Source organism: Paraburkholderia sp. J12 (genome assembly GCF_905220215.1).
GTDB lineage: Bacteria > Pseudomonadota > Gammaproteobacteria > Burkholderiales > Burkholderiaceae > Paraburkholderia.
The window spans coordinates 1,037,709-1,052,774 of sequence record NZ_CAJMZC010000001.1 but is presented as its reverse complement, the minus strand read 5'-3'; the positions used below and the strand labels follow the sequence as shown (position 1 = coordinate 1,052,774).

Sequence of the window (15,066 nt, the reverse complement as noted above, 5' to 3'; positions counted from 1 at the left end):
GCGAAGAAACGGAAAGGAAAACGGTAGCGGTTTGAGCTTCGGCGGGGCAGGCTGCGGAGAAGCCGGTGGATGGGTGGGTGCGGATGGGGTCATGGGTCTGGCTTTGTCTCCGGGATATGCAATGAATCGAACATCCTCCGGGCCATTCTCCAGACAGTTCCCCCGCGGCGCAATTTCGTTGCGTATGCAATTAACAATTGTTGATCAAAATCATAGTGAAGTAAGGCAGCAGGAACCCGTTTTGCGATATACGCGCCGCTCGCGGTACTGCCTGCGCCATACCAGGTCCGCACCGTTCACACGGCGGACCTCGATCGCGTGCGGTCTGCCTGGTCTACCGTAGAGACCGCGCCCAGTCGTCACCTTCGTCAGCGGTTGCCCGCTGGCCAAACGGATGCGCCAGCACCGGCAGCAGGTCCACACGCACGGTTGCCGTAGTGAATTCTTCGAGTGGCTCGACCTCTTCGCGGCAAAGATCCAAGACTTCCCATGCGGATAAATCGGAGCCGAAGCCCCCAATGACGGTCCCGTATGCCGCGTCTCCTTTCGCTCGGAATCTCCCACGTGCCGCCGTCTAGGTCGAATTCGGTCCACTCGGCTGCGCGCAATTCACCGGGCCGCTGGAAGAGAAGTGGGGCGAGGCGTAGCGCACAGACGACGGGGAGTGTGCCCTGGTAGCCGGCAATTGCGCGAAGCAGTTCTGCAACCTGCTTGGGGTCGGTGATGGCCGCCATGTGTTCTGTCTGCACCGGCGGTAGAGCGCCGCGGAGGTCAGCGGTAACGTCGCGTTGGGCGCGCCCGGTCGCTACGGCGTAGCGGCACACTTGACCGATATTGGCGTGGAGTCGGTGGGCGGTTTCGAGTGCACCGCGCTTCTCGACCCGGCGCAGCATATCGAGCACGTCCGGGGGCGCGAGGTCGGCTATGGGCTTTCCGCCGATCCACGGGAAGGCATCTACCTCAAGCCGGCGCAGGATGCGCGCTCCGTGACCCTCTGACCATGTGGGCGCGTACTTGGAGTGCCACTCGCGCGCGACCGCCTCGAACGAGCTTTCAGCGTTGAGTGCGCTTTTCCGCTTTCTTCGATTCGCCTGGGTCGACGCCCGCCGCCAGCTTGTCCTTGGCATCTTCGCGCCGCTTCCGGGCTTCTACGAGTGGAATCTCGGGATAGGTGCCGAGCGCAAGGCTTTTTTCTTTGCCCGCGAATCGGTACTTGAGCACCCAGCGCTTGCCGCCGGTCGGCTTGATGAGCAGGAACAGGCCGCCGCCGTCGAATAGCTTCTGTTGCTTGGCCGCCGGCTTGGCGTTACGGATCGCGGTATCGGTAAGGGCCATGTGCGTTCCGACGCCTGGGCGGGGTTCCGTGCTGGGGGTTCCGGGTTTGGGGTTTTGAGAAGAACCCCCGAAAGAACCCCCGCACTTACATTGCTGTCTGTGGTGGTTCTTTGCAATAGTTTGCAACAAAAAACCCCGCGAGGCCAAGCCTGACGGGGTTTTTTGGTGAAACGTTGTGAACGTTTGGAATCGAGTTGGTGGAGCCGGCGGGAATCGAACCCGCGTCCAAAGGCAGTCCACACCCAGTTCTACATGCGTAGTTCTGTCATTTGATTTAACCGCAGCGACGCGGACGAACACGCTGCGCTACGGCGATTCACTAAATTTTCGACCCTGCCGTCGTGACGCCAACAGGGCTTAACTGACGTAAATGACCTCTGGCGGTATTGCTACCGGTCTTGCGACGCTAGCCCGTCAGTGAGCCAGGCAGAGGACGGCGGCCGTTAGGCTGCCAGTGCGAACGTATCGTCGTTTGCAGTTACGTTTTTCCCATTGATTAACGAGGTGACGGGTCCTCGGCATGCCCTGACTGCTTCATAACCCCTGTCGAAACCAGGTCGGCCCCAGAGGAAGAATCGATTATCCCATAGTTCGCGAGATGAGGCGAACCGCGCCCTTTTTCAATGGCGCTTGCGGCACCGTGGCGGCAACCGGTGCGCGTGCGGCTTACGCCGCTTTCCCGACGTGCTGGAGGAGGGCGAGCAGCGTGGCCGTCGTATCGGCGACATAACTCGCGTTCCACTGCGACGGCGGGACTTCGTTGCCGCAATAGCCGTAGGCGGCGGCGATCGTCGCCATGCCGGCCGCTTCGCCCGCCTGGACATCGCGCAGGTCGTCGCCCACGTACACGGCGCGCCGCGGATCGACGCCTAGCGCCTCAGCCGCATGCAGGAGCGGCGCCGGGTGCGGCTTGGAGTAGGGCGTGGTGTCGCCGCTCACGACGCAGGCCGCGCGCGTGTCGAGATGCATCAGCTTCACGAGCGGGTCGGTCAGGCGCGCGACCTTGTTGGTCACGATGCCCCAGCGCACGCCGCGCGCATCGAGGTCGTCCAGCACGGCGTCGATGCCCGGAAAGAGTGCCGTCTCGATACGCAGGTTGGCCGCATAGTTGGCGAGGAACTCCTCGCGCATCGCGGCGAACTCGGGGTGGTCCGGGCCGATGCCAAACGCGCCGCCGATCAGTCCGCGGGCACCGGCGGAAGCGAGCGGCCGCAGCCGCTCGAGCGGCGCGGCGGCGAGACCGCGCGCGTGGCGCATCTGGTTCACGGCGGCGGCGAGGTCGGGGGCGGTGTCGGCGAGCGTGCCGTCGAAGTCGAACAGCACGGCGTCGCAGGCCGCGAGCGCCAGGGCGCCTGGCGTAGAGGAGGCAGTCATTTCGGAATGAGGCTGGCGTGTCAGGCGCTGCGCCGGCACGCGATCATGTAGTTGACGCTCGAATCGTTCGAAAGCGAGAAGCGCCGGGTCAGCGGGTTGTAGGTGATGCCCTTGATCTCGACGAGGTGCAACCCGGCTTCGCGCACGAACCCGGCCAGCTCCGACGGGCGGATGAAGCGCGCGTAGTCGTGCGTGCCCTTGGGCAGCATCTGCGCGATGTACTCGGCGCCGATCACGGCGAGCAGATACGACTTGAGGTTGCGATTGAGCGTCGAGAAGAACACCCAGCCGCCCGGCTTGACGAGCGTGGCGCAGGCCTGAACCACGGCGGCCGGATCCGGCACGTGCTCGAGCATTTCCATGCAGGTGACGACGTCGAACGAGGCGGGCTCGCGGGCGGCGATGGCTTCGGCGGCGATCTCTTCGTAATCGACCGTGACGCCGCTTTCGAGGCTATGCAGGTCGGCGACGCCCAGCGCCTCGCGCGAGAGGTCGATGCCTTTGACGCTCGCGCCGAGCCCGGCCATCGACTCGGACAGGATGCCGCCGCCGCAGCCGATGTCGAGCGCGCGCTTGCCGGCGAGGTGCGCGTGAGCGTCGATCCAGTTCAGGCGTAGGGGGTTCAGCTCGTGCAGCGGTTTGAACTCCGCGTTCGGGTCCCACCAGCGATGAGCGAGATCGCTGAACTTCTGTAGCTCGTGGGGATCGGCATTCGTCATGTCGGGGTGGCCTGATGCGCGGTGCGAGTGGGTGAGAATAAACCCTGAGTATATAGGCGGGCTCAATTGGCGGCAAAATGCCGCGCACCGTTGCGGTGCCTTGCGGCGCGCAACGGGGAAGAGGCCGGGAATAAAAAAGCCCCGCCGAAGCGGGGCTTTGAGACTTCCAGTCGCGGTTCGCGAATTACTGCTTTTGCGTGCCGACGACTTCGACTTCCACGCGGCGATCCGGTGCGAGGCAGGCGATAAGAGCCTTGCGGTTCTTCTGGTTGCAACCGGTCGTGACCGGGTTGCGCTTGCCCTTGCCTTCCGTGTAGACACGGTCAGCCGGCACGCCCTTGCTCACGAGGTAAGCCTTGACGGCTTGCGCACGGCGCAGCGACAGACGGTCGTTGTACGCGTCCGAACCGATGCGGTCGGTGTAGCCGGTAGCCACGACGACTTCGAGGTTCAGAGCCTGGATCTTGCTTGCCAGATCATCCAGCTTTTCCTTGCCAGCCGGCTTCAGGACAGCCTTGTCGAAGTCGAACAGCGTATCGGCTTGATACGTGATCTTCTGGCTCGTGATGGCCGGCGGCGGCGGCGGAGCGACCGGCGGCTGCGGTGCCTGGGCGACCAGCGCGCCATCGCACTTTGCGTTGGCGGTGGCCGGCGTCCAGAATGCATCGCGCCAGCAAAGCTCGTTCGTGCCGTTCATCCACACGTATTCGCCGGTACCATTCACCCAGTTGTCATTGACGGCTTGTCGCGACGCCGGCACCGATTGTGCCTGAGCGGATGCAGCCATGACTGCGGTAGCTGCAATGAACGCGAGCTTTGAAAGTTTATTCATATTTCTCCTCTCGAAATTGAGATTACCGCAGGTTTACTGCGAGCCATATGACGAAGACAGGTCATACATTGCTCGAAGTATAACATTGGCCTGTTGCGGCGAACGTGTTGTGTAGACTTCGAGCAGTGTCTAACTCTTTGTGCGTTGGCATTTTGCCATATCGTTCCCGTCCGACGATAAAAAAATCCGCCCCTTTCTTTGCGGGTAGTCGAATGTGGTACGCCCGCAACAAAAAGTTCCCGCAAGTTACCCTGGGTATGACACTGATCCGACAGTGTCACGCAAATGGGTTTGCGCTGCATCCGGGCTGCCCCCGATCTTTCTCATTCGCGCGCTTCGCGCATCCTTTTCCGGGCGTTTTGGGCGGTTCGGCGGCACCCCCTCTAATAGGTATACGTAGAGCGCGGTCGGGGGTGTCGCGCATGGTAGAATCGCGTGATGCGCTGCGTCCGCGGCGTCCATGCGACAAGCAGGGTGCGCAAGCGGTGCTGCCGGCTCTCCTGAGCCGGTTTCCCGCGGTTCCCGGCGCGGTTCCCCGAACAACGCGGGGAGTGCCGCAGCGGATCGACCGCGCGTGCCTCGCGTGTGCCTGTATACGACATCGATAATGGATCAATTCGCCAAAGAGACTCTGCCTATCTCCCTCGAGGAGGAAATGCGCCGCTCGTATCTCGACTACGCGATGAGCGTGATTGTCGGGCGGGCGCTCCCGGATGTTCGCGATGGCCTCAAGCCGGTGCACCGGCGTGTGCTCTACGCGATGCACGAACTGAACAACGACTGGAATCGCGCCTACAAGAAGTCGGCGCGTATCGTCGGCGACGTCATCGGTAAATATCACCCCCACGGCGACACCGCGGTCTACGACACGATCGTGCGCATGGCGCAGAACTTCTCGCTGCGCTACATGCTGGTGGACGGCCAGGGCAACTTCGGCTCGATCGACGGCGACAACGCCGCCGCCATGCGGTACACCGAAATCCGCATGGCCAAGATCGGCCACGAGCTGCTCGCCGACATCGACAAGGAAACCGTCGATTTCGGGCCGAACTACGACGGCAGCGAAAGCGAGCCGCTGATCCTGCCCGCGCGCATCCCGAACCTGCTCATCAACGGTTCGTCGGGTATCGCGGTGGGCATGGCCACGAACATTCCGCCGCACAACCTCAACGAAGTCGTCGATGCGTGTCACCACCTGCTGAAAAATCCGCAGGCGACGATCGACGAGTTGATCGAGATCATTCCCGCCCCCGACTTCCCGACCGCCGGCATCATCTACGGCGTCTCGGGCGTGCGCGACGGCTATCGCACCGGCCGCGGCCGGGTGGTGATGCGCGCCGCCACGCACTTCGAGGAAATCGACCGCGGCCAGCGCATGGCGATCATCGTCGACGAACTGCCGTACCAGGTGAACAAGCGTTCGCTGCTGGAGCGCATCGCCGAACTCGTCAACGAGAAGAAGCTGGAAGGTATTTCCGATATCCGCGACGAATCCGACAAGAGCGGCATGCGCGTCGTGATCGAGCTGAAGCGCGGCGAAGTGCCCGAGGTCATCCTCAACAATCTGTATAAGGCGACGCAGCTGCAGGACACGTTCGGCATGAACATGGTCGCGCTGGTGGACAACCAGCCGAAGCTGCTGAACCTGAAGGAAATGCTCGATCATTTCCTGTCGCACCGCCGCGAAGTGCTGACGCGGCGCACGGTATACGAACTGCGCAAGGCGCGCGAACGCGGCCACGTGCTGGAAGGGCTCGCCGTCGCGCTTGCGAACATCGACGAGTTCATCGCGATCATCAAGGCCGCGCCCACGCCGCCTATCGCCAGACAGGAGTTGATGAACCGTTCGTGGGATTCGTCGCTGGTGCGCGAGATGCTCGCGCGCGCCGAGTCCGAAAATGCGGCCGCCGGCGGCCGCGAGGCGTATCGTCCGGAAGGGCTGAACCCGCTGTACGGCATGCAGGGCGACGGCCTCTACCGTCTGTCCGACACCCAGGCGCAGGAAATCCTGCAGATGCGCCTGCAGCGCCTGACGGGTCTGGAGCAGGACAAGATCATCGGCGAGTACCGCGAAGTGATGGCCCAGATCGCCGACCTGCTCGACATTCTTGCGCGCCCCGAGCGCGTAACGGTCATGATCTCCGACGAACTCACTGCGATCAAGAGCGAATTCGGCGACGAACGCCGCTCGAGGATCGAGATGAACGCGACCGAGCTCAACACCGAAGACCTGATCACGCCGCAGGACATGGTGGTGACCATGTCGCACTCCGGTTATGTGAAATCGCAGCCGTTGTCCGAATATCGCGCCCAGAAGCGCGGAGGTCGCGGCAAACAGGCGACGTCCATGAAGGACGACGACTGGATCGACACGCTCTTCATCGCCAACACCCACGACCACATCCTGTGCTTCTCGAATCGCGGGCGCGTGTACTGGGTGAAGGTGTACGAGGTGCCGCAGGGTTCGCGCAACTCGCGCGGCCGTCCGATCGTGAACATGTTCCCGCTCCAGGACGGCGAAAAGATTACGGTGGTCCTGCCGGTCAAGGAATTTTCGGCCGACAAATACGTTTTCATGGCGACGGCCCTCGGCACGGTCAAGAAGACCCCGCTCGAAGCCTTCAGCCGCCCGTTGCGCAAGGGTATTATTGCGGTCGGCCTGGATGACGGCGACTACCTGATCGGCGCGGCCATCACCGACGGCGAGCATGACGTCATGCTGTTCTCCGACGCGGGCAAGGCCGTGCGCTTCGACGAAAACGACGTGCGCCCGATGGGCCGCGAAGCGCGCGGCGTGCGCGGCATGCAGCTCGACGACGGCCAGCAGGTCATCGCGCTGCTGGTGGCCGGCGACGAACAACAGTCGGTGCTGACGGCGACCGAGAACGGCTACGGCAAGCGCACGCCGATCACCGAGTACACGCGTCACGGGCGCGGCACGAAGGGCATGATCGCGATCCAGACCTCGGAGCGTAACGGCAAGGTGGTCGCCGCGACCCTCGTCGATCCGGAAGCCCAGATCATGCTGATCACGACCACGGGCGTGCTGATCCGCACGCGCGTTTCGGAGATCCGCGAAATGGGCCGCGCGACGCAAGGTGTTACACTCATCAGCCTTGACGAAGGCACGAAACTCTCCGGTCTGCAGCAGGTTGCCGAGGCCGATGGGGATGGTGAAGTCGGTGACAACGGTGACGCCGAGCCGGGTGAGGGTGAAAGCCTGGAGTAAAGCAATGCGGCGGTCCGCGCGAGCGGGCCGGCCAGCGCAGGAAGTCCTGAATGTAGTGCCGGGCGGATCACGCCGGGGATCGCGGGCTGCGGGCGACGAATGTGCCGCGGTCCGGCCAGGTCCCGTATGATCCGGTCCAGCGGCAGTTCGACTAATTTCTCTAAGGGAGTAATGATGCAAAAACGATTCAAGCAGGTTTTGTTGCTGGCCGCTCTCGTGCCGACGTTTGCGATGGCTCAGGCGCTCCAGCAGGCGCCCGACCAGTCCGCAGCACCGGCTGCTGCCGCAGCACCGGTCGATCCGGCCAAGCAGGCCGCGATCAAGGACCTGCTCGACGCGATCGACGCACAGAAGCTCGTCGGCGCAATCGGCAACAGCGCGCAAATGCAGGCCAAGCAGCTCGTCCCGGCAATCCTGTCGGACGCACTGTCGGAAAACAAGTCGATGACGGACAAGCAAAAGCAGGCTTCCGTCCCGGCGCTGCAGAAGAACGCCGTGCCGAAGCTGGTTGACTCGGCAGGCCAGGTCTTCGCGACCCCGGCCTTCCAGCAGGACGCCATGCAAGCTCAGTACGACGCTTACGCGAAGTACTACAGCACGCAGGAAATCAAGGATCTGACGGCGTTCTACCGCAGCCCGACCGGCCGCAAGTTCATCCAGGTGCAAGACCAGGTGGGCCGCGATGTCGTGAACGGTCTGATGCAGAAGTACATGCCGCAGTCGATCAAGGCAACGCGCACGCAGGCTGACCAGGAAGTCGCCAACGTCGCCAAGACGACCAAGTAATCGGCCGCTGCAAGGCGCGCGTATCGTCCTGAGTCCGGCAGCACGGGCCCAGACGACGATTTCTGCGCGCCGGCGGCCGCCGGGCCCGCGTTGGCGGGTTCCTTGCGACAGTGCGATAATGGCCGTTTGCGTGTCAGCGCAAACGGCCATTTTCTATTTCAGGCGCGTTTTCGGGTCTTAGCGCCGCCTCCGGGGTCTTTTCACGATGCGCGTCTTCAACTTCTCCGCTGGACCTGCTGCTTTGCCTGAAGAAGTGCTGCGCCAGGCCGCCGGCGAAATGCTCGACTGGCACGGCAGCGGCATGGGCGTGATGGAAATGAGCCATCGCGGCCCGGAATTCATGCAGATCCATAGCGAGGCGCTGCTCGACCTGCGCGAGTTGATGGCGGTCCCGGCGAGCCACCACATCCTGTTCCTGCAGGGCGGCGGCATCGGCGAAAACGCGATCGTGCCGCTGAATCTGTTCGGCGCGAAGCCGCGCGCCGACTACGTCATCACGGGCTCCTGGTCGCAGAAGTCGCAGAAGGAAGCGCTCAAGTACGGCGCTTCGCGCATCGCGGCCAGCGGGCGCACCGAAGCGGGCTTCACGCATTCGCCGCCCAGGAGCGAATGGACGCTCTCCGACGATCCGGCCTACGTCCATCTCTGCACGAACGAGACGATCGACGGCGTGGAAACGTTCGAGATTCCCGATCTGGGCGACATTCCGCTCGTGGCGGACGTTTCGTCGCACATCCTGTCGCGTCCTATGGACGTCGCCAAGTATGGCGTGCTGTACGGCGGCGCGCAGAAGAACATCGGCATGGCCGGCGTGACGGTGGCGATCGTGCGCGAGGATCTGCTCGACCGCGCCATGCCGATCTGCCCGTCGGCGTTCGAATGGAAGACGGTGGCCGCGAACAACTCCATGTTCAACACGCCGCCCACCTACGCGATCTATATCGCCGGGCTCGTGTTCAAGTGGTTGAAGCGCCAGGGCGGCCTGTCCGTCATGGAGGCGCGCAATATCGAAAAATCGAAGCTGCTCTACGACACGATCGACGCGAGCAGCTTTTATATCAACAAGGTGGAGCGCCGTGCGCGCTCGCGGATGAACGTACCGTTTTTCCTCGCCGACGAATCACGTAACGAAGATTTCCTCGCCGGCGCGAAGGCGCGCGGGCTGTTGCAGCTGAAGGGCCACAAGTCCGTCGGCGGCATGCGGGCATCGATTTACAACGCGGTGCCGCTCGAGGCAGTGAAAGCGCTGGTCGAGTACATGAAGGAATTCGAAGCGAAGCACGCGTAAGCGCCACGGGCACTTTGCGCACGCGACTCCTTTCAGATTGCCGGTTTCACGCATGGACGACGAACTCAATACCAAACTCAAGCCGCTGCGCGAGCGCATCGATGCCATCGACACGCAGCTGATCGCGTTGCTCAACCAGCGCGCGGCGGTGGCGCTCGAAGTGGGCGAGGTCAAGAAGCATTACAACGCGCCGGTGTTCCGCCCCGAGCGCGAGCTGCAGGTCATCTCGCGCCTGCAGGACATGAGCGCGGGGCCGCTTTCCAACGAGCATATCGGCGCGATCTGGCGCGAGATCATGGCCGCGAGCCGCTCGCTCGAAAAGACCATTTCCGTGGCGTATCTCGGCCCGGTCGGCACCTATAGCGAGCAGGCGATGCACGCGTACTTCGGCCAGTCGATCGCGGGGCTGCCGTGCCCGTCCATCGACGAGGTGTTCCGCGCGGTCGAAGCGGGCGCAGCCGAGTTCGGCGTCGTGCCGGTCGAGAATTCGAGCGAAGGCGCGGTGTCGCGCTCGCTCGACCTGTTCCTCGAAACGCAGCTCGTGATCGGCGGCGAAATCGCGCTGCCGATCCGGCACAACCTCATGACGCAAAGCGGCGGCCTGACCGGCGTGACGCGCGTGTGCGCGCATCCGCAGGCGCTGGCGCAGTGCCAGCACTGGCTTACGGCGCATGCGCCGCAGCTCGAGCGTGTGGCCGTGGCGAGCAACGCCGAGGCCGCGCGCCTCGCCGCGGCCGATCCCGCCGTGGCCGCCATTGCCGGCGAGCGCGCGGCCACGCATTACGGCCTCCTGATTGCGAATGCGCTGATCCAGGACGATCCGCACAATCGCACGCGTTTCGTGATGATCGGCAAGCAGCCGGCGGGTCCGACGGGTCGCGACCAGACCTCGATGATCGTTTCGGTGAAGAACGAGCCGGGTGCCGTCTACAAGCTGCTCGAGCCGCTCGCGCGCCACGGCGTGTCGATGACGCGCTTCGAGTCGCGGCCGGCCCGCGTCGGCACGTGGGAGTACTACTTCTACATCGACTTCGAAGGCCATCGCGATGAACCGGCGGTGGCCGCCGCGCTCGACGATCTCGACTCGAAGGCCGCGTATCTGAAGATCCTGGGCTCGTACCCGAGCTCGCGCTAAAGCGGCGTCCCGCGCCGAGCTTTCGCCGGGACACGATTTGCCGCACGCCGATTGGGCCTGTTGGCCCAACCCTGCATGGAGAGACCCGCATGACCTCGCAATTCGGCCCGAACTACGTGCGCGCCATCGCGCCCTACGTCGCGGGCAAGCCGATCTCTGAAGTCGCCCGCCAGTTCGGGCTCGACGAAGCGCGCATCGTGAAGCTCGCGTCGAACGAAAATCCGCTCGGCATGCCCGAGTCGGCGCAGCGCGCCCTGGCGCAGGCCGCGAGCGAGCTGGGCCGCTACCCGGATTCGAATGCGTTCGAACTGAAGGCCGCACTCGCCGCGCGCTACGACGTGCCGCCCGAGTGGATCACGCTCGGCAACGGCAGCAACGACATCCTCGAACTCGCGGCGCACGCCTGCGTCGAGCGCGGCCAGTCGATCGTCTATTCGCAGTACTCGTTCGCGGTCTATGCGCTTGCGACCCAGGGCGTGGGCGCGCGTCATCTCGTGACGCCGGCCGTTCGCCACGGCCACGATCTCGATGCGATGCTCGCGGCGATCGCCGACGACACGCGCCTCGTTTTCGTCGCCAATCCGAACAATCCGACCGGCACGTTCATCGACGGCGCGACGCTCGAAGCGTTCATCGCGAAGGTGCCGCGCCACGTGGCGGTCGTGCTCGACGAGGCCTACACGGAATACCTCGCCGCCGACAAGCGCTACGACTCGATTGCCTGGGTGCGCCGCTATCCGAACCTGCTGGTGTCACGCACGTTCTCGAAGGCGTACGGGCTCGCGGGGCTGCGCATCGGTTTCGCGATTGCCCAGCCCGAATTGACCGATCTGCTGAACCGCCTGCGTCAGCCGTTCAACGTGAACACGCTCGCACAGGCTGCGGCCGTCGCCGCACTGGGCGACACCGCGTTCCTCGAAAAGAGCGCCGCGCTCAATGCCGAAGGCTATCGCCTGCTGACGGCCGCGTTCGAGCGCCTGAACCTCGAATACGTGCCCTCGGACGGCAACTTCGTACTCGTGCGCGTGGGCAGCGACGATGGAGCCGGCGACCGCGTGAACCTCGCGCTGCTCAAGCAAGGCGTGATCGTTCGTCCGGTCGGCAACTACGGGCTGCCGCAGTGGCTGCGCGTGACGATCGGCCTGCCCGAAGAGAACGCCGCGTTCCTCGCGGCGCTCGAACGCGCGCTCGCGAGCGCGTGAGTGCTGTCCCTGTCTTTCATTTTCCGGTGATGTCGTGAGCGCGTTTTCCTTCAGCAAACTGGTGATTTTCGGCGTCGGCCTGATTGGCGGATCGCTTGCGCGCGGCTTGCGGGAGCGCGACGCCGAGGGCGTAGGGCGCGTGATCGGCGTGGGCCGTCGCCTGCATGCGGTCGAGCGCGCGCTCGAACTGGGCGTGATCGATGCCGCCGCCACGCTCGACGACGATGCGGCACTGGCCGAAGCGCTCAAGGGCGCCGATCTCGTGCTGCTGGCCGCGCCGGTCGCGCAGACGCGCGCGTTGCTCGAGCGCATCGTCCCGCATCTCGAAGACGGCACGCTCATCACCGATGCGGGCAGCACCAAGAGCGACGTGATCGAAGCCGCCCGGGCGGCGCTCGGCGCGCGCATTGCGCAGTTCGTGCCGGGGCACCCGATCGCGGGGCGCGAGTCGAGCGGCGTCGAAGCCGCGCTGCCCGATCTCTATGTCGGCCGCAATGTCGTGCTGTGTCCGCTGGCGGAGAACGCGCCGGAAGCGGTCGAGCGCATCGCCGCGATGTGGCGCGCCACGGGCGCCGTGATCGGTACGATGAGCGCGGCGCAGCACGACCGCGTGTTCGCATCGGTGAGCCATCTGCCGCACGTACTGTCGTTCGCGCTCGTGGACCAGATCCTCGCTTCGCCCGATGCCGAACTGAAGTTCTCGTTCGCGGCGGGCGGCTTTCGCGATTTCACGCGCATTGCCGCGTCGAGCCCCGAAATGTGGCGCGACGTGTGCCTCGCGAACCGCACGGCGCTGCTGGCCGAACTCGATGCCTACACTGAAGTGCTGGCGAAGCTGCGCGCGGCCATCGACGCCGGCGACGGCGCCGCACTCGAAACCGTGTTTGCGCGTTCGCGCGCGGCGCGCGCCGCATGGCAGGAGCGTGGCGGCAAGCGAGCCGCCGACGCGGCCCCCGACAAGTAACGCGGCCGACAGGACACGAAACAGCGACCGGGCAGCCGTAAAGGCGCCACAAAGCAGCTACAACGCGCCCACCACCGGCGACCGAATTCTCAGGACACACTCATGGACTACCTCGATCTCGGACCGTTCTCCCGTGCGTCCGGCACGATCCGCCTACCCGGCTCGAAGAGCATCTCGAACCGCGTGCTGCTGCTCGCGGCGCTCGCGGAAGGCGAGACCACGATCACGAACCTGCTCGACTCCGACGACACGCGCGTCATGCTCTCCGCGCTCGAAACGCTCGGCGTGAAGCTCACCCTTGAAGGCGACACCTGCGTGGTGCAGGGCACGCGCGGCGCATTCACGGCGCGGCGCGCGGACCTGTTCCTCGGCAACGCCGGCACGGCGGTGCGTCCGCTCACGGCGGCGCTCGCGGTGAACGGCGGCGACTACCGCATTCACGGCGTGCCGCGCATGCACGAGCGGCCCATCGGCGATCTCGTCGACGGCCTGCGGCAGATCGGCGCGAAGATCGACTACGAGGCGAACGACGGCTATCCGCCGCTGCGCATCCGCCCGGCGGCAATTTCGGTCGATGCGCCCATCACCGTGCGCGGCGACGTGTCGAGCCAGTTCCTCACGGCGCTCCTGATGACGCTGCCGCTCGTACGCGCCAAGGATGGCGTGACGGTCGTGCAGGTGGACGGCGAGCTGATCTCGAAGCCCTATATCGAGATTACGATCAGGCTCATGGAGCGCTTCGGTGTGAAGGTCGAGCGCCACGGCTGGCATCGCTTCGAAGTGCCGGCGGGCGTGCGTTACCAGTCGCCGGGCAAGATCATGGTCGAAGGCGATGCCTCGTCGGCGTCGTATTTCCTCGCCGCAGGCGCCATCGGCGGCGGTCCGCTGCGCGTGGAGGGCGTGGGGCGCGCGAGCATCCAGGGCGATATCGGCTTTGCCGAGGCGCTCGGCCGCATGGGCGCGAACGTCACGATGGCCGACGACTGGATCGAAGTGCGCGGGATCGGCAACGACCACGGCAAGCTCGATCCCATCGACATGGACTTCAACCTGATCCCCGACGCGGCCATGACGATCGCGGTGGCGGGACTGTTCGCGGATGGCGCGACCACGCTGCGCAATATCGCGAGCTGGCGCGTGAAGGAAACCGACCGCATTGCCGCGATGGCCACGGAATTGCGCAAGGTGGGCGCGGAGGTGGAAGAGGGCCCGGACTACCTGATCGTGCGGCCGCCCGCGCAGCTCACGCCCAACGCGGCGATCGACACCTACGACGACCACCGCATGGCGATGTGTTTCTCGCTCGTGAGTCTCGGCGGCGTGCCGGTGCGGATCAACGATCCGAAGTGCGTGGCCAAGACTTTCCCTGACTATTTCGAGCGGTTCCTCGAACTCGCGCAGCCCTGAGTTCTGGTCCGCCTCCCGATTTGCCCCTGATGCCGATATTGACGTTGCCATTGCCGCCCGCATGAAAACGAACCGTCCCTTTTATCCGACGCCCGTCATCGCAATCGACGGCCCGACTGCTTCCGGCAAGGGCACAGTGGCCACGCTGGTCGCCGCCCATCTCGGCTTTCACCTGCTCGACAGCGGCGCGCTGTACCGGCTCGCGGCGCTCGCCAGCCTCCGCTACACGATCGCCCCCGACGATGCAGACGGCCTTGCAAAGCTGATCGACGATCTCCACATCACGTTCCGCGAAGGGCTGGCGCAGCTCGACGGCGTGGACGTTTCGACCGAAATTCGCGCCGAGGAAGTGGGCAACCGGGCCTCCGTGATCGCCGCGCACCCCTCGGTGCGCACGGCGCTGGTGGCGCGCCAGCGGGCCTTTCGCAAGCTGCCGGGGCTCGTTGCGGACGGCCGCGACATGGGCACGGTGATCTTCCCGGACGCGGTTCTGAAGGTGTTTTTGACGGCCAGCGTGGAGGCCCGTGCGGCCCGCCGGCATAAGCAATTGATCCAGAAGGGATTTTCTGCTAATATGGATGACTTGCTCCGGGATTTGCGTGAACGCGACGCGCGCGACAGCAATCGCGCGGCCGCGCCGCTCAAGCCCGCAGCGGATGCGCAGCTTCTGGATACCTCGGCCCTCTCGATCGACCAGGCGGTCGAACAGGTGGTGCAGTGGTACCAGGCGTTGCCGCAGCCCGCCCGTCATCACGACGGGCACGGCAAACCGGCGTAAGCCGTTTTAGTCAGCAG

11 protein-coding genes, 1 other RNA gene and 1 pseudogene are annotated in these 15,066 nt (G+C 64.7%); 8 read left to right on the top strand and 5 right to left on the bottom strand.

The window, feature by feature from the left end; genetic code table 11:
• Nucleotides 1–536: 536 nt before the first annotated feature.
• The 5 genes and pseudogenes from U5760_RS04930 to ompA all read right to left on the bottom strand — a co-directional run.
• Nucleotides 537–1,335 (bottom strand): annotated as a pseudogene (locus U5760_RS04930) (tyrosine-type recombinase/integrase); the annotation flags it as partial.
• Nucleotides 1,336–1,530: 195 nt separating this feature from the next.
• Nucleotides 1,531–1,900: a transfer-messenger RNA gene (ssrA, locus tag U5760_RS04925) on the bottom strand.
• A gap of 101 nt (nt 1,901–2,001) precedes the next feature.
• Entirely contained in the window at nt 2,002–2,709 is a 708-nt protein-coding gene (gph, locus tag U5760_RS04920; RefSeq protein WP_322009969.1) for a phosphoglycolate phosphatase, read from the bottom strand.
• A 20-nt stretch (nt 2,710–2,729) separates the two neighbouring features.
• Complete coding sequence (ubiG, locus tag U5760_RS04915) at nt 2,730–3,428, bottom strand: bifunctional 2-polyprenyl-6-hydroxyphenol methylase/3-demethylubiquinol 3-O-methyltransferase UbiG (RefSeq protein ID WP_322009968.1); 699 nt, start codon at nt 3,426–3,428, stop codon at nt 2,730–2,732.
• Nucleotides 3,429–3,612: 184 nt separating this feature from the next.
• The gene (ompA, locus tag U5760_RS04910; protein WP_322009967.1) at nt 3,613–4,260 is read right to left on the bottom strand and encodes an outer membrane protein OmpA; all 648 of its coding nucleotides are present in this window, start codon (nt 4,258–4,260) and stop codon (nt 3,613–3,615) included.
• A gap of 607 nt (nt 4,261–4,867) precedes the next feature.
• Here ompA and gyrA point away from each other — a divergent pair.
• The 8 genes from gyrA to cmk all read left to right on the top strand — a co-directional run bounded on the left by gyrA (nt 4,868) and on the right by cmk (nt 15,049).
• Complete coding sequence (gene gyrA / locus U5760_RS04905; protein WP_322009964.1) at nt 4,868–7,489, top strand: DNA gyrase subunit A; 2,622 nt, start codon at nt 4,868–4,870, stop codon at nt 7,487–7,489.
• Between the two features lie 174 nt (nt 7,490–7,663).
• Nucleotides 7,664–8,275 carry a DUF2059 domain-containing protein gene (locus tag U5760_RS04900; protein ID WP_322009962.1) on the top strand — a complete coding sequence of 204 codons (612 nt, stop codon included), beginning with the start codon at nt 7,664–7,666 and terminating at the stop codon, nt 8,273–8,275.
• A gap of 205 nt (nt 8,276–8,480) precedes the next feature.
• Entirely contained in the window at nt 8,481–9,563 is a 1,083-nt protein-coding gene (serC, locus tag U5760_RS04895; RefSeq protein WP_322009961.1) for a 3-phosphoserine/phosphohydroxythreonine transaminase, read from the top strand.
• A gap of 52 nt (nt 9,564–9,615) precedes the next feature.
• Nucleotides 9,616–10,698 (top strand): prephenate dehydratase, encoded by a 1,083-nt coding sequence (gene pheA, locus U5760_RS04890; protein ID WP_322009960.1) that lies wholly within the window; start codon nt 9,616–9,618, stop codon nt 10,696–10,698.
• Nucleotides 10,699–10,787: 89 nt separating this feature from the next.
• Entirely contained in the window at nt 10,788–11,900 is a 1,113-nt protein-coding gene (gene hisC, locus U5760_RS04885; protein ID WP_322009959.1) for a histidinol-phosphate transaminase, read from the top strand.
• A gap of 34 nt (nt 11,901–11,934) precedes the next feature.
• Nucleotides 11,935–12,864 carry a prephenate dehydrogenase gene (locus tag U5760_RS04880; RefSeq protein ID WP_322009958.1) on the top strand — a complete coding sequence of 310 codons (930 nt, stop codon included), beginning with the start codon at nt 11,935–11,937 and terminating at the stop codon, nt 12,862–12,864.
• Between the two features lie 102 nt (nt 12,865–12,966).
• Entirely contained in the window at nt 12,967–14,271 is a 1,305-nt protein-coding gene (gene aroA, locus U5760_RS04875) for a 3-phosphoshikimate 1-carboxyvinyltransferase (protein WP_322009957.1), read from the top strand.
• Between the two features lie 61 nt (nt 14,272–14,332).
• Nucleotides 14,333–15,049: a (d)CMP kinase gene (gene cmk, locus U5760_RS04870; protein WP_322009956.1), complete on the top strand. Its 717-nt coding sequence runs from the start codon at nt 14,333–14,335 to the stop codon at nt 15,047–15,049.
• Nucleotides 15,050–15,066: the final 17 nt, after the last annotated feature.